Source organism: Sulfitobacter sp. (assembly GCF_041552635.1).
GTDB lineage: Bacteria > Pseudomonadota > Alphaproteobacteria > Rhodobacterales > Rhodobacteraceae > Sulfitobacter.
This window is the reverse complement of the sequence record NZ_JBFEKM010000102.1, coordinates 1-15,365: the sequence shown is the minus strand read 5'-3', so window position 1 is coordinate 15,365 and position 15,365 is coordinate 1. Positions and strand designations below refer to the sequence as shown.

Below are 15,365 nucleotides of genomic sequence, written 5' to 3'. Positions count from 1 at the left end.
GGGCGGGGTTCCCCGCGGGGAACCCCGCCTCGTCCTCCTCTTCCAGTTCGAAATTAATATCAAAGACAGAGCGTTTTTTGACCATTTATCAATCCTCCAACTTGTCCCACGCCTCAACCAGCGTGCCACGGAATTCATCATAGGCCCGATCAAACGATGCCCGCGCACGCCGCCATGTTTCACGCGTCATCTGGCGGTAATCCATTTCGTATATCGAAGAAAGGAACCTGCCCGATTGCTCCACCGCGCGGGTCATCTCGATCGGATGTTCGGCTATATGTGATTTAAAGACCTGCTGAAATGCTGACTGCATCGCGCGGTGCAAGTCATTATTAGGCTCGAACCGGGTCAATAGAAACTTAATATCTGCAAATGCCTTTACAGGATCGGTGCCCGAGGGCAGGCGACCTCGAAAGCGGCCCAAATCCTCGAGAGCCTCAGAAAGCTGCCCGATAAAACTGGTCGTGCTGTCATATTCCCAATAGCCGGGGCCCGACGGGATATAAAGCACATCCGCCGCAAAGACCGCATTCATCGACTGATAGCCAATCGCGGGCGGGCAATCGAAAATCACAAGATCATAAGCATCCGGAGGGATAGAATCGAGGTACCGCGACACGGCCGCAAAGAACGACCATTCTGGATTCAGGTGCCGATATTGCGCGCTGGCAAATTCAACAAACGCCGCATTGGCACAGCTCGGGATCAGATCAATCGTCGGCCAACTTGTCGGCTTGATGAAATCGGTGGCGCGCAGTTCGCTAAGCCCCATGCCCGTGACCGACGCGGGCAATTTGCGTTGGGGCAGGGTGGACCCGCTTTCTGCACCGCCCTGCACCGCATTCATCCGTTCAGTCTCGCGGATCAGATCGCGGGCCATGATGCCCCAAACGGTAACTTCTTCCGACACGTCAGACAGCCCCATCGAATGGCTCAGGGTTGCTTGAGGGTCGAAATCTACCGCCAGAACACGGTACCCATCCAAGGCGGCGGCATGGGCGAAATGCAGCGCCACAGTGGATTTTCCGGCCCCGCCCTTAAAGTTAGCAATCGCAGCACGCACCGCCCGTTTTCCCGCTGGGCGGGGCGGCATGAGCGATTTGTTCTTGATCCGCAGCTTGCGCCGCAATTCGTTGATCTCTTCCAACGTGTACCAGCGCTGGCGCCCATCTTCTTCGACCACTCCTTCAGGTAAGGACGGATCAGCGGCTAGCCGTCCACGCAAGGTCGACGGGTTAATCTTGAAGATCAACTCAGCAACCTCCCAGCTTGAGAACCGTCGTAGTGTCTTCTCCATCTCGGGCGAATAGGTCTGCTGGCGAATAAACCCCTGCATCTTGAGCGACTGAGACTGTAGCTTTGCCAGATCGGCATGGGTAAACATAAGCTGCCCTTTCCTGCGTGTGTTCCCCGCGGGGAACCCATGGGCGCGGCTGACTGCCGGGGACCACAGACCCAAAGGGAACGCTAATTATTAGTATCTTTGGATTTACGCTGAATTTGCATCTTTTGGAAAGAGGTTTAATCTTAAACTGGCAAACTTTATTAGCCTTTTAAAATAGGGTTATTCCCGTGATTCGGTGGGCACAGATCAGAATTTAGCGAAACGGCCCCAATATAGGGGGCCACCACTGCGAACCACACGACATATAGGGGGACAAAACTGCCCGAATAGGGGACGGCATGAATGTCCCCCTATACCATTGATACCTTTTCTTTCAGATTTGAATTGGGCGGAAACAGAGGCGAAGTAAAACCAAGCCTTGACAGAATCGGGTTTCCGGACGCAAATCAGGGCAGAGGCGGAAAAGACGTTGTCTACTGCCCAATCGATCCATCAAGAGATCACCTGACTGAGGCAGCACCTTATCATTGGTGCCAGATCGGAGGCAGTATGCTTTCACCAAAACCCGTGGGGCTCGATGCGTCTGCGCGTAAGTACGATATTATCACTGCGCTCGGCGCACATGCCTTGTCTGGCGACAAGCATGACCACCGTTTGGTGCTGCGCCTTATCACGTTGGTCACCGCGCGTTATAATTGGGCGCGCAATGAACTTGCCGTTGGTCAACGCGAAATCGCGCGGCTTTGGAGTGTAGATGAACGCACAGTCAAGCGCGAGATGGCCAAGCTGCGCGGCTGCGGTTGGTTGATCGTCAAAAGGCAAGGCGCGCGGGGGCGGGTTACGGAATACGGTCTTGATCTGGATGTTATCCTTGACGCGACGCGCCAGCACTGGCCGAATGTGGGCCCTGATTTTGATCTGCGGATGCAGGGTGCTCCCGAGCCGTCGCGGGTTGTCCCGCTGCCTGTGCGCGGTGCGGTACCGTTGCCGGTTTCGGACGGGTCCGAATGGTCTTTGGCGCAGGCGGTGCTTCATGCCGAAGACGCGGGGGCTTATGGCAGTTGGCTGCATCATCTCACGCGCGAGAGCCGGGCAGGGGGGCGATTGACCCTTCATGCGCCAAGCCGTTTTCACGGGGCCTATGTTCAAACCCATCTCTTGGGGCGTGTGCTGATGGCTGTACAAGCGGTGGACAGCGATGTGTCACAGATTGTGATTACGGCTTAGAATACGTTTAATTTGAAACGGTTTTACGGAAAATTCATATCTATTGGCTCACGGTAAAGGCGCAGCCCTTTCCAGAAGCAAAGTTTGATATGACGACACTCTCTGACCGCCACATCCTGATCGTCGTTGAAAACCTGCCCGTACCTTTGGACCGCCGTGTCTGGCTTGAGGCGACAACACTGGTGCGTGCGGGGTACACCGTGTCGGTGATCTCGCCGATGGGGCGGGGATGGGATACCGTTTTCGAGGTGATCGAAGGCGTTAACATATATCGCCATCCTGCCCCGCCCGAGGCACATTCAGGTGCAATGGCTTACGCACGCGAATACGGCTCTGCGCTGCGTCACTGGTTCAGGCTTGCCCGCCAGATTTGGCAAAAGCACCCCTTTGACGTGATACAGGGCTGTAACCCGCCCGATTTGATCTTTTTGCTGGCCTTGTGGTATCGTCCGCGCGGCGTGCGCTATATGTTCGACCATCACGACGTTTGCCCCGAACTTTTCGAGGCAAAGTTTGGTAAACGCGGGCTGCTTTACAGCGTGATGCGGGTTTGGGAACGGCTCAGCTTTGCCACGGCTTCGGTTTCGATGGCCACCAATGGCAGTTTTCGGGACATCGCGATCACGCGCGGAAAGATGCAGTCCAAAGACGTCTTTGTCGTCAGGTCAGCACCAAAAATAGATCATTTTCTACCTGCGGTGGGGGATCGAACCTTTCGCAAAGGGGCCGCGACGGTGTTGGGCTATGTCGGGGTCATCGGTCAACAAGAAGGCATGGACCTGTTGGTTGAGGCTGCTGACCATCTGATCCGGAAACTTGGTCAGCGGGACGTGCATTTCATTATCATCGGGTTCGGCCCAACCCGCAACGAGGTGATCCAACACGTCAAGGATTTGGAGCTGGAGGCTCATTTTACATTTACCGGCGCGCTTTACGATGATGATCTTTTGGCGGTGCTGAACGCGATTGATATTGGTTTGGCCCCTGATCCTAAAAATCCGATGAATGATATCTCAACCATGAACAAGGTGATGGAATATATGACCCTCGAAAAACCTGTTGTTCAGTTTGATCTAACAGAAGGGCGGGTGTCGGCTGGGGATGCCGCCGTCTATGCTCAAAACAATGATCCTCAAGATTTTGCTTGCCAGATCAATATGTTGATTGGTAATTACGCGATGCAGCAGCAGATGGGAGGGGCAGGGCGCAAACGCGTTCTTGATGATTTGTCCTGGGCGCATTCCGAGCCGCAACTTTTAGCTGCCTATGCCCGCATATTCGCCAAACAAAATCAAAATGTCAGTAGCGCGTCACCAAAACGTGCCCGAGCCCGATAAATAATTCGTTTGATCGTGATTGCCCGGTGACATCATCGCTTTGCCGGCGATGGCGTAGACCAACTTCAAATGTCAGGTTTCGTGTCAAGTCGCGGGTATAGCTGATGCCAATTGCACTGGTGGTGGTGCTCAGTTTGCTCGTTGTATCCTTCGAACGTCCCCAATCGGCCTTGAAGATCAAAGCGGAAAGGGCGGATATTTCCGTGCGGTATTTGATGTTTACGCTGGTGTTGATCCGTTCCTTGTCGGTCTGGTCACTGCTGGCCAGCACGCGGTTCATCCGCGCTTCAAACCCTCCGCGCGGGACGGTTTGGCGGAACTGCACCTGACCCGTGACATATGTGTCGCCGGTCACACCGCGGGCCACACCAAGCCCGGTCCGGAGCTGTCCCACGGGCATCTCAAAGTCGCGATTGGTCTCTGCGCGCAGGCGGTGGCCTTCGGGGGTGTCGGTGTATCCAAGCGTCAAATCCAGATCGCCCAAGGGCCTGTCCAGCTTGAGGACACTGGCAAAATCCAATGTCTGGCGCTGGCCCGGAACATTTTTCTCACTGAACATACGATAGCTTAGCGTGTTCCGAAGCCGGACAACAGGATTTAGGTCCATTTGCAAAGATGCCGAGATCATCTGGCGTTTTGTGTCATTCAGTGCACCGCCACCAATTCCGGTTGCCGCGCCGTCGCGGTAGGTGGTGTTTTCGACACGGGCCAAAATGCCATAGCTGACAGGCGTATCAAGGCCCCATTCCAGTTCCATTTCGGCATCCGCATAGCGCCGCGTGGCTGTACCGGTCGCGATGGTGATACTCCCTGTGGGGCCAATCAGATCAGCGTTTTGCGACAAATCGGTTTCACGGTAGGCTGCCGCAAAAGACAGCCGCGCGCTGGCAACTTCGCGCATGTATTCAACCGCAACAAAAGGATCAACAAATCCGGACGATGGCGTGGCCCCCGCCGGCGCATTGGCCCCGCGCAACTGTAGACCTAAATCAATGGCAAAACGCTGGCTGCGGGTTTCGGTCAGTACACCAATAGAAAGAGCACTGGTTGCGGTACTGGTTCGTCCCGGATCGGCGGAACTAAGGGTTGCGTTGCTTTGGGTTTGCAGGCCGATTTTGGTACCAAAGGTCAGCTGGATGCCGCCTGTTTCGTAAGATTGCGCCTGAGCGATCACCGGAAAGCCCAAGGCAAATGCAAGACAAACGCCTTTGAACAATCCGATCATCACTTGTGCCCCATGGCAGTACGCCGAAGCGCGGGTTACTCGAACAGACGCCGCTGTGGAACAAGAATGACATCCCCGTCCATTAGCATGATACGTCCTTGGGCCGAGCCTGCCTCGATACTCAAGTAATTCAAGGGTTTGTTTGTCTCTACGCCGCTTTTCTTGTCGGTTCTGCGCAGTTGAATACGTTTTTGGGCCGCAAATTTGGTGAACCCGCCCATCATCGCAAAGGCCTGCAACACCGTCGCGCGGGGCGGTAGTGTCAGCATGCCGGGTTTGGCGGCTTCGCCCATCACGAAAACGGAAATTGTCCGGGGGGCCAGCGGTTGGCGCGGTATATGCGGTTTGGGCATGGCCAGCCGTTCGACAGAAACGAAGACATTGGGCGGATTGGCAAAGCCGCTGGCAAGGCGGTCGGTCAGGCTGCTTTGCACAGCTTCTACTGCTTGGCCCGACGCACGCAAAGTCCCCGCAATAGGCACTGATATGCGCCCGTCCGGCGTGACCAGAACAGACCGGTTCAATGCGGGATCTTCCAAGACTTCGATACGGAGGATATCACCGGCCTGAATTTTATAGGGTTGGGCCAAAGCAGCCTGAGACCCCAAAAGCCCCAGAACCAGCGCGGCCAAGACACGGATTTGTGCGGGTAGGCGGGCGGTCAGACAATGCATGGTTTCCCCTTCGGAACTGGCGTTTTTCGCGAATTCCACTGTGGGGCGCAACGGTTAATGAGTTGTTAATATTTGTCTATGATCTTGAACGGACGGCTAAATTCTCATCATCAAGGGCCATATTCCTACATGTCTTCCCGTATGCTTTTGATCAAAGGGAAGGGAGGATTGGGCAACCGCATCCTGTCTGCGGTTTGCGGCCTTGTATTTGCGGATCTGACCGGGCGAGTTCCGGTGATTGACTGGCGCGACGGTAGCTATGCACCGATCGGTGAAAACGCCTATCCGCTGTTGTTCAAAACGCCGATCCCGCAAGACTGCGCGGCGTTCGATGACGTGACACTGCCTGTCTCGCCTGCGATCTGGACGGGGCATTTGGACCAAACCCCCCAGCAGATGATTGACAGATTTATCCCCGACAGCCATTCAAGTCCGACAGGCTATCGGCGGTTATGTACTGATCTGGCAAAGCTGGACACCCCCGAAGACATCGCAATTTTCTGGTCTTATCTGCCGAAATTCGGGCGTGTGGCGCGGAATCTGCGCCGCGATTCCCGCTTTGCCGGCAAGACCGAGGCAGATGTTATCTCGGAATATCTGGCGCGTTATTTTACGCCGAATGACCGCGTGCAGGCTGCGGTCGAAGGCCTGGGCGCAAAGTTGGGGGCACCCACTATTGGTGTGCACATCCGTTATACAGACCGGAAAATTCCGCTGCACCGTGTCCGGGCCTGTTTGCACAGACGTCTGGCGCAGACCCCGGAGGCGCAGATTTTCTTGGCGACCGATAGCGCCGAGGTGCAGGTGCAGATGCAAGCGGAATTCCCCAACATCCACCATATCCCCAAATATCTGGCAGCTGATGGAAGCAGGCTGCATTGGCCCACATCAGAGGTTGCAAAACTGCACGAGGCCGAGAACGCCTTGATCGATATGTGGCAATTGGGGCGCTGCGATCATCTGATTTACTCGCGTCATTCGACGTTTTCTGTTACTTCGTCCTATCTGGGACGCATGGGGGCCGCGCAACTGGATGATGTTGACCGGTTTTCCCCCATGGTTGTGGCAAAGCGGTTGATCCAGACTTACGCCTGATCATAGCCCGATAGCCAGGACCGCCGTCTGCTCCAAAGTGTTTGCCACCGTTCGGCACTGGCGCGCCGCCGCGGATGCGATGACGCCGCAAACGGGCGGGTGACCGCAAAGCGCAGCGCAGACCAAACCCACATCAGACAAAGCCCCAACCCGACTTTCCAACGCGGCCAATGGTCTTGGATTAGCGACATGCGGGCCTTCATAACCAGAATGGCCTTTTCCACATTCCGAGGCGTAGAGGCCCCGACGTGATGCACAATCTGCGCTTCAGGGGTGATCATCGGGCGATATCCCATCGCGCGGGCCCGCAAGCAGAGGTCCGAGTCTTCGCCGTACATGTAATATTTGGGTTGAAAACCGCTGAGGGTTTCCCAAAGACTGCGGCGGATCAGCAAAAAGCACCCTACAACAATATCGACTTCGCGCGGGGTATCACGGGGCCAGCGGCCATAGGTTTCTGGATTGATGAACGCTGACCGGGGAAAAAGTGTACTAAGCCCGAGAGCCCGGAAAAACAGACTGCGCAGGGACGGCGCGGCCCAGCAGGATGCGATGTTCAGCGACCCATCAGCAAACACGGTGCGCCCGCCCCAAATCCCTGCCCGAGGCTGAGTTCTTGCAAAGGACATCAGCGCATCAACGGCACCCGCTTGTGTTTCAGTGTCAGGGTTGAGCAGCAAAAAATAAGGCGTGGTGCAATGCGCTGCGACAACGTTATTCGCATAGGCAAACCCCAGATTTTGGCCCGATGCGATCAGTTTGACGTCTGGAAAAGCTGCGGCGATGGCCTGCGCTGATCCATCGGTCGAGGCGTTGTCGAAAACGACACAGTCGAACTGTGTGTCATGGGTGTTGGCGTAAAGTGTTTTGATCGCTTTGAGGGTCATTCCGACGGTGTTGTAGCTGATGATAATAACAGTCAGCTCGGCGTCATGATCATCCTGTTTTGCATCTAGTTTTTCCAAATTTGTAGCCTGATCACTGGCCCTTTGCGCGTAATACTACGCCAAAGGTATCTTTCAAGATCCGAATATCTTCGGGGAACGACATGGCTTCGTTATATGTCGCGTCGAAAAGCGCGCGGTCTTTGAACGAAGAGTCATTGCGCGCCGATACTTGCCAGTTGCCACTAATGCCGGGTCTCATGTCATAGTAATCTTGGCCGGGGTACAGCGGTTCCTGACTGATCAGCATCGGTCGGGGCCCGACAAGGCTCATTTCTCCGCGTAGGACGTTCCAGATCTGGGGCAGTTCATCCATCGAAGTGCGTCGCAACAGGGATCCGAACGCGGTGATGCGCGGGTCGCTTTTCAGTTTTTGCGCGCGCTGCCATTCCTCCCGAGCGGAAGGATTTTCATCTAGATGCGCCTTGAGAAGAAGATCGCTGTTGTGAATCATCGACCGCAGCTTCCACATCTTGAATATCCGCCCGTGCTGGCCCACGCGATTCTGAGTATAGAACGGGCTGTGCCCAGTTAGCGCGACCAGCAGCGCCAGAATCGCAATCAAGGGCACCACAAAAGGCAGTGACATGGTGCATAAGCCTAAATCCAAAATCCTTTTGCCACCATTCCTATAGGGTGTCTTGGCCAAGGGGCGCGTGCGGGTCATTGAAGGATGGTTCACCGCCGGAATGGCGCGCGACACCGTCTGTTCTGTTGATGGTGCGTCGAAATAATGAAAACTCATCAGGTGCCATCTCTCTTTTGCAGAACCGTGGGGTTAACCAATAGCTAAGTGCTAGAGCGATAGGGTTACCAAGGGATTAAAGGATCAGCCCCAAGAGAAATTAGATGGTGTTTGTCCTGAGACTTTTATGAACCGGCTTGGTTTTAAGGTGTTTGGGCGAGATCCTTTCCAAAATTAACCCTCGGTTAAGCACCGTGCGATCAGATAGGACATCAAATCCTAGCACCTGTTTCCCCCGAGTTGCTTTCGATCATTGCTATTGGGGTTAACCATTCAAAAGGCCCTGCCATGATCCGTGTCCCAACGCCTGACACTTCCCAAACGCAGTCATTTGCCGGCCATGGCAAAGGGAGGTCTTGAGGATGGATTTCCGGTTTTATCTCCAACGCTTCGCGCGGCGTATTCATTGGTTCTTGCTGTTCTTGATCATCGGCGGCCTCGGCGGCCTTGGGGCGATCCTTTATTTACCGCCGATTTATGGGGGTCATGCGCGGCTGCTGATGGAGGCAGAGCAAATCCCCGACGAATTGGCGGCATCCACGGTCAGAACACAGGGTTCAGAGCAGCTTGAACTGATCAGGCAGCGTATCTTGAGGCGGGATACATTGCTGGATCTGGCGTCAAGAATGAACGTGTACCGCCATGACCCCAGGGAGGTACAGCTTGCCCCTCAGGACATCGTTGATGACATGCGTGGCAGGATCACAATGACGATCGACGGCGGGGGTGGTTCCCCGACGCTTGCCACAGTCGGATTCGAGGCACCGTCGCCTGATCTGGCCGAAAAGGTGACACTCGAAATCGTTGATTTGATCTTGCGTGAAGACGTCGACATGCGCACCAAAAGTGCCGGGAAAACACTGGATTTTTTCACCCAAAAAGTTGCGCAGTTGGGGGCTGAATTAGCTGCGCAAGACGCTGTTATTTTGAATTTCACAGAGCAAAACAAGCAATCGCTTCCTGACAGCCTTGATTTTCGCAGGAGCCAGCAAGCCACCGGGCAGGAAAGGCTTTTGCAGATGGAGCGCCAGATCGGTGCCTTGCAGGAACGCCGTGCCAGAATGCAGCGCAGGCATGAATTGCAAGCGACCGCAGGGTCGGGGCAGTTTCAAACGCCAAAGCAACAGCAGCTTGACCAGCTGGAGGAAGAGCTTGCATCGCAATCGACGCTTTTATCACCGGAAAACCCAAAGTTGCGTATTCTGACTGCGCGTGCCGCGGCGTTGCGCCAGCGCATCGGGGGGGAGGAAGAGCAAGCAAGTTCTTTTTCGGAAACGTTGGAACCGATGGACGATTTTGCATTGCAGCAAGCCGAGATGACGCGTGAGTTAGAATTTTTATCGGTGCAAAAGCAGAGCATTCTTGAAGGCTTAGCCGATCTATCCAGATCAATAGACGCGACGACTGCCAATGCCGTTACACTTGGTAACCTTAGGCGTGCGCAGGCCAATACACGGGTGCAATACGATCAAACGGTCGCCAATATGGCCCGCGCCGAAACCGGCGAGATGATCGAGGCATTGCGCCAAGGGCAAAAACTGACGGTCTTCGAGGGGGTTACAGTTCCAGACGAACCCGTAGCGCCAAACCGGCGGAAGTTTATCACCATGGGTGTTTTGGGCGGTGGGGCCTTCGGGCTTGCCTTGATCCTGATGATCGAGGGCATGAACCGCGCGATGCGTCGACCTGAGGATTTGACAGCAGCCTTGGGGATTACGCCCTTTGCGACGCTGCCTTATCTGAAAACCCGCGCCGAGATTTTTCGGCGCAGGGCCTATCTGGTGGGTCTCACGGCGGCCGTTGTCATTGCGGTGCCGCTTGCATTCTGGGCGGCCCAGACTCAGGCGGCGGAAAAGGTAAAATTTGCTCCGTTCGGGATAGTGATCGGCGCGGATGCAACAGGCGGGAAAGAGGGCAAAACATGGTAGGAACGGTTCAAGCCGATAGGCATCAGAACACTGTGCATGTAGTGCCTGAAGCGGGACAGAAAATTGCGCGATCCGTGCAGGATTTGAACACGGTGGCAGATGCGTGGCACAGTTTAGCGACGACCGATCTTGATTCTGTGACACTGGAAAAAGACCGGATCGTCGGGCACCTTTCGGGCGGCGAAGCGCACCACTTCGATATGATGCGGACCAGAGTTTTACAGCAAATGCGACAGAACGGGTGGCGCAGACTGGCGATCACCTCTCCGACTGCGGGCTGTGGAAAAAGCACCGTTGCAGTGAATTTGGCACTTAGTCTGCGCCGTCAGGCCGAGGTAAGGACAGTTCTGCTGGATTGCGATCTGCGCCGTCCGTCGCTGGCGCGGATGCTGGGGATTGATGGCGGCATGAATTTGGGGGCATGTCTGCGTGGAGATCAGGAGTTCGCGGCAACCGCGCGGCGGATCGGGCCAAACCTCGCGTTAGCTGCAAACAGGGAACCAGCTTTGGATGCGGGCGAAGTTTTTGGCGGCAGATATTTGCCGCTTGCCCTTGCCGCCGTCGACGAAACTTTTGCGCCGGATGTGATGATCTTTGACACGCCACCAATGCTGTTGACCCACGATCTGATGTCGTTTGCAGGGCATGTTGATTGTGTCCTGCTGGTCGCGGGGGCGGAAATGACCACGGTGAAAGAAATTGACCTTTGCGAACGTGAACTGGCGACCCAGACAAATGTGATGGGCGTGGTGTTAAACAAATGCCAACACATCGGGGACGGCTATGGGTATGATGCATATGAATGAATGTTCGGAGCGCGACGAGGTGCAGAAAACGGTAGTTAAGTAGGTCAAGCGTGATTCTTTTCGTGGCATTGAACCCGATACAGCAGTAGCGGCGTCCGCTAGGAGCACGTAACGGCCTGATCTTGCAGGACGATGCTAGGCGCGCAGCCTTTCGTGAACCCGTCAGGCCCTTGTACAGATCAGGGAATATCGGTTGATATGGTGAAACAGGCCTATTTTATCTTGTACCATCAGGGTGATGGCCTCAATGGAGACGGGCGTTGGTACCAGTGCGTCCACATGTGGCTGCAACGCGGCAATCACTGCGGCACCATCTGATTTTGACAAGCCGCCAGTCAAGGTCAGGTGGAAATGAAAGTCATCAATTATGAATGGATAGCCCCATTCCAGCATTTGTTGGTCTTGGCGGACGGTAAGCCGCGCGTGACGGTGGCAGGCAATATCTGTGTCGGCCAGCGGGGCGCGAAGCGGATCAAATGCTCTGGCGGTTGCTAGTCGCAAGCTCCTTTAGACGATGAGGGTCATCCTTGGGACGAAGCGCTAGGAACCCGTTCTCATGCCTTAGTTCGAGCGGATCAATTTCAACGCAAGTCTGCTGCGATGCAAAATCGGCTGCTGCATTTTTCAATGCTGTCTGATCGTTATTTGGTGCAAGGTAAAACAGCGCTTTCAAGGTACTGTGAAGCCCATATTTGCGCGACCTGCGGGTTATCTTTTCAACGTCGGGGCCGGGAACATTAAGGTCGGGAATATCATGGTGGGGGACAGCGGCACCCTTTGCATTGTCCCGGCCCAGCCATTCCGCGCCAAAATGGGCCAAAGCGTCGGTAGGTGTGTAAAAAACAGCATATCGTTCCCCGGCAAAGCTGACCGTCTGCCAAATCATCGTGATATTGATATGACAGAGTAGGGTCTTTTCGCCAACGCCAACTTGGCCTTGGATGATCATGAGCAGTATCGCCGACTTTTGGATGAGAATGAGTATCTGCCATGTCGGGCCTCAGTAAGGACCCTTTTTTTCGGTAGCGCATCTTATACCGCTTCCCAGCGGTCAGAGCTGGGTACCTTGAAAAATTCATTCTAGAGTTTCTTGTACGGCGTTGTGCGGGAAATGCCCCTTGATAGTAAGAATAAATATCAAATGGTTTGCAGGCATTGGGCGTGAGCTGCACGACCTATCCATAGATCGAACTCGCAACTGTGCCGTGCCCCTCGTAGGTCCTGCACTCAGAAACGCGCGGGCTAAGCCGACTGCCGGGGCGTTATTCTGCACAAAGCCGGGATTTAGATTGAAATCCCCCTGACGCCGCGCAACATTCGCGGCGAACAGTTTTAGATATGACTTTGGGAGAGAAGAATGGAACTTCAGGGACAAGCGGCAATCGTAACGGGGGGCGCTTCGGGTCTTGGTGGCGCGACAGCTGATATGCTCGCGAAAGCAGGTGCCAAGGTTGCTATCTTTGACATGAACGAGGAGATGGGAGAGGCGAAAGCCAAACAGATCGGCGGCGCATTCTTCAAGGTTAACGTGACCGACGAAAACGCTGTCGCAGCTGCAATTGCAGACGCCGAAGGGGTGCATGGCAAGGCGCGCATCTTGGTGAATTGCGCGGGCATCGGGCCACCGGCCAAGGTCGTCAGCCGCGAAGGCGATGCACTGCCACTGGCCAGCTTTTCCAATGTTATCAATGTGAACCTGCTGGGATCATTCAACGTCCTGTCAAAATTTGCCGCAGCGTTGCACAAGGCAGACCCCATTGGTGAAGAACGCGGTGTGATTATCAACACGGCGTCTGTCGCAGCGTTTGACGGGCAGATCGGGCAGGCGGCCTATGCCGCATCCAAAGGTGGGATCGTAGGGATGACCCTGCCGATTGCGCGCGAATTGGCCCGCTATGGGATCCGCGTCATGACAATCGCGCCGGGGCTGTTCCTGACACCGCTTCTGGCCAGCCTGCCGGAAGAGGCGCAGCAATCGCTGGGCGCGCAGGTGCCGTTTCCCAGCCGTTTGGGCGATCCGTCGGAATATGCCAAGATGGTTGGTGCAATCATCGACAATCCGATGCTGAATGGCGAAACGATCCGTCTTGATGGCGCGATCCGTATGGCACCAAAATAGATCGAACCTTGGGAGGGATGAAAAATGGCTGAAGCATATATTGTAGAGACGGCCCGCACCGCCGGGGGCCGGCGCGGGGGTGTTCTGCGCGACTGGCACCCGGCAAACCTGGGGGCCGAGGTGTTGAACGCGCTGGTGGATCGTACGGGCATTGACGGCGCGATCATTGACGATGTGATCGTCGGATGTGTTACCCAAGGCGGCGAACAGGCCTTTGCATTCGGACGCAACTGCGTGCTGGCGTCCAAGCTGCCACAATCGGTGCCTGCGGTCACGATCGACCGCCAATGTGGCAGCTCGCAGCAGGCGGTGCAGTTTGCCGCGCAGGCGGTGATGTCGGGTACACAGGATGTCGTCGTTGCCATGGGGGTCGAAAGCATGACCCGCGTGCCGATGGGGTCGAATGTTTTCCTTTATGGCAAGGCAGAGCTGGGCGAGGGCCCGTTCAGCGACCGCATCGTTGAACGCTACGGCACCAAGAATTTCAGCCAGTTCATCGGGGCCGAGATGATCGCCAAGAAATACGGCTTTGATCGAGAGGCGTTGGATGCTTATGCGTTGGAGAGCCACAAGCGCGCGACTGCGGCCCGAAATGAAGGCCGGTTTGATGCAGAGATCATCCCGCTTGATATCGACGGTGGCACGCACTCCCGCGACGAAGGTATTCGCGATGATGCCACGCTAGAGACTATTTCCAGCGTCAAACTGCTGCAGCCCGATGGTATGATTTCAGCCGCGAATGCGTCGCAGATTTGCGACGGGGCGGCCGGCGTCTTGATCGTGTCCGAAGCGGCGTTAAAGAAATACAACCTCACGCCCAAGGCGCGGATCGTCAACCTGACGGTAACCGCAGGCGACCCGGTGATCATGCTGGAAGAACCATTGCCTGCGACGGATCACGCGCTGAAACGTGCGGGCATGAAGATCGACGATATCGATCTGTTCGAAGTAAACGAGGCCTTCGCCCCGATCCCGATGGCGTGGCTCAAGCATACTGGTGCGGACCCTGAAAAGCTGAATGTGAACGGGGGGGCTATTGCCCTTGGTCACCCGCTGGGGGCATCCGGTGCGCGGTTGATGACGACGCTGGTCCATAGCCTGCATGCGCATGGCAAAAAATACGGCTTGCAAACGATGTGCGAAGGCGGCGGCATCGCGAATGTCACGATCATCGAGGCTGTTTAGGCTCTGATAAACGCAAATTGGAATGTCCGACGCAACGTTGGTCATTCCCAATCCAATGCAGCAGTGCGACGTTGTGCGCAAAGCCCTTTATCCTTCGGAGACCCCTATGACATTGCCAGCCTTGTTCGACCCGCTTCGTATTCCCCTGATTGGCAGCCCGCTTTTCATCATCTCGAACCCCGATCTGGTGATTGCCCAGTGCAAAGCAGGGATCGTTGGCAGTTTTCCCGCCTTGAATGCCCGCGAGGCCGAAGGCGAACCAATCGAGCTTGATCGGTGGTTGACCCGCATCAAGGAAGAGCTGGACCGTCACAACCAAGCGAACCCCGACAATCCTGCAGCGCCCTATGCGGTGAACCAGATCGTGCATCGTTCAAACAGCCGCCTAGAACGCGATGTCGAAATTTGCGTCAAACACGAGGTGCCGCTTTGGATTACATCCCTTGGCGCGCAGACGTGGCTGAATGATGCTGTGCACAGCGTCGGCGGTGTTGTGTTGCATGACATCATCAATAACCGTTTTGCCCATAAGGCGATTGAAAAGGGTGCGGATGGGCTGATCGCCGTTGCGGCCGGGGCAGGGGGGCATGCGGGGGCACAATCGCCTTTCGCGTTGGTTCAGGAAATCCGCGAATGGTTTGACGGGCCGTTGTTCCTGTCCGGTGCTATTGCGCGGGGCGATAGCATTTTGGCAGCGCAAGCGATGGGGGCGGACGGCGGCTATGCCGGGTCTGC

General features: G+C 55.6%; 15 protein-coding genes. 8 read left to right on the top strand and 7 right to left on the bottom strand.

Annotation, left to right across the window (positions count from 1 at the left end; translation table 11 throughout):
- Positions 1–88 precede the first annotated feature (88 nt).
- On the bottom strand, positions 89–1,384 hold the full coding sequence (locus ABYT07_RS12945) for an AAA family ATPase (protein ID WP_372992204.1): 1,296 nt from the start codon (positions 1,382–1,384) through the stop codon (positions 89–91).
- Between the two features lie 510 nt (positions 1,385–1,894).
- Between ABYT07_RS12945 and ABYT07_RS12940 the strand changes: the two genes are divergently transcribed.
- Positions 1,895–2,572, top strand: a complete 678-nt coding sequence (locus tag ABYT07_RS12940; RefSeq protein ID WP_372992203.1) for a hypothetical protein — start codon at positions 1,895–1,897, stop codon at positions 2,570–2,572.
- A gap of 89 nt (positions 2,573–2,661) precedes the next feature.
- On the top strand, positions 2,662–3,909 hold the full coding sequence (locus tag ABYT07_RS12935) for a glycosyltransferase family 4 protein (RefSeq protein WP_372992202.1): 1,248 nt from the start codon (positions 2,662–2,664) through the stop codon (positions 3,907–3,909).
- On the opposite strand, the gene ABYT07_RS12930 is transcribed toward ABYT07_RS12935, so the two are convergent.
- Positions 3,872–5,134, bottom strand: a complete 1,263-nt coding sequence (locus ABYT07_RS12930; protein WP_372992201.1) for a hypothetical protein — start codon at positions 5,132–5,134, stop codon at positions 3,872–3,874. The genes ABYT07_RS12935 and ABYT07_RS12930 overlap by 38 nt on opposite strands.
- Positions 5,135–5,169: 35 nt before the next feature.
- The gene (locus ABYT07_RS12925; RefSeq protein ID WP_372992200.1) at positions 5,170–5,808 is read right to left on the bottom strand and encodes a polysaccharide biosynthesis/export family protein; all 639 of its coding nucleotides are present in this window, start codon (positions 5,806–5,808) and stop codon (positions 5,170–5,172) included.
- Positions 5,809–5,976: 168 nt separating this feature from the next.
- Between ABYT07_RS12925 and ABYT07_RS12920 the strand changes: the two genes are divergently transcribed.
- Entirely contained in the window at positions 5,977–6,903 is a 927-nt protein-coding gene (locus ABYT07_RS12920; protein ID WP_372992199.1) for a NodZ family protein, read from the top strand.
- Here the strand turns inward: ABYT07_RS12920 and ABYT07_RS12915 are convergent.
- Positions 6,894–7,868 (bottom strand): glycosyltransferase family 2 protein, encoded by a 975-nt coding sequence (locus ABYT07_RS12915; RefSeq protein WP_372992198.1) that lies wholly within the window; start codon positions 7,866–7,868, stop codon positions 6,894–6,896. The two genes, ABYT07_RS12920 and ABYT07_RS12915, sit on opposite strands and share 10 nt — an antisense overlap.
- Positions 7,869–7,881: 13 nt before the next feature.
- Positions 7,882–8,514, bottom strand: a complete 633-nt coding sequence (locus ABYT07_RS12910) for a sugar transferase (protein ID WP_372992205.1) — start codon at positions 8,512–8,514, stop codon at positions 7,882–7,884.
- A 440-nt stretch (positions 8,515–8,954) separates the two neighbouring features.
- On the opposite strand from ABYT07_RS12910, the gene ABYT07_RS12905 reads away from it, so the two are divergent.
- The gene (locus ABYT07_RS12905; RefSeq protein WP_372992197.1) at positions 8,955–10,520 is read left to right on the top strand and encodes a GumC family protein; all 1,566 of its coding nucleotides are present in this window, start codon (positions 8,955–8,957) and stop codon (positions 10,518–10,520) included.
- Complete coding sequence (locus ABYT07_RS12900) at positions 10,514–11,326, top strand: CpsD/CapB family tyrosine-protein kinase (RefSeq protein ID WP_372992196.1); 813 nt, start codon at positions 10,514–10,516, stop codon at positions 11,324–11,326. The genes ABYT07_RS12905 and ABYT07_RS12900 overlap by 7 nt, the downstream gene beginning before the upstream one ends.
- A 162-nt stretch (positions 11,327–11,488) precedes the next feature.
- On the opposite strand, the gene ABYT07_RS12895 is transcribed toward ABYT07_RS12900, so the two are convergent.
- Together ABYT07_RS12895 and ABYT07_RS12890 are read right to left on the bottom strand one after the other, a co-directional pair.
- Positions 11,489–11,827, bottom strand: coding sequence for a DUF1045 domain-containing protein (locus tag ABYT07_RS12895; protein ID WP_372992195.1), 339 nt, complete (start codon positions 11,825–11,827; stop codon positions 11,489–11,491).
- A complete protein-coding gene (locus tag ABYT07_RS12890) occupies positions 11,799–12,275 on the bottom strand; it encodes a DUF1045 domain-containing protein (protein WP_372992194.1) in 477 nt (158 codons plus the stop codon). Before ABYT07_RS12890 ends, ABYT07_RS12895 begins: the two co-directional genes overlap by 29 nt.
- 408 nt (positions 12,276–12,683) lie before the next feature.
- Between ABYT07_RS12890 and ABYT07_RS12885 the strand changes: the two genes are divergently transcribed.
- The 3 genes from ABYT07_RS12885 to ABYT07_RS12875 form a co-directional block, all read left to right on the top strand.
- The gene (locus ABYT07_RS12885) at positions 12,684–13,445 is read left to right on the top strand and encodes an SDR family NAD(P)-dependent oxidoreductase (protein ID WP_372992193.1); all 762 of its coding nucleotides are present in this window, start codon (positions 12,684–12,686) and stop codon (positions 13,443–13,445) included.
- A 24-nt stretch (positions 13,446–13,469) separates the two neighbouring features.
- The gene (locus tag ABYT07_RS12880) at positions 13,470–14,630 is read left to right on the top strand and encodes an acetyl-CoA C-acetyltransferase (RefSeq protein ID WP_372992192.1); all 1,161 of its coding nucleotides are present in this window, start codon (positions 13,470–13,472) and stop codon (positions 14,628–14,630) included.
- A gap of 106 nt (positions 14,631–14,736) precedes the next feature.
- Positions 14,737–15,365: NAD(P)H-dependent flavin oxidoreductase (locus tag ABYT07_RS12875; RefSeq protein WP_372992191.1), on the top strand; the 629-nt coding region annotated here is incomplete at its 3' end.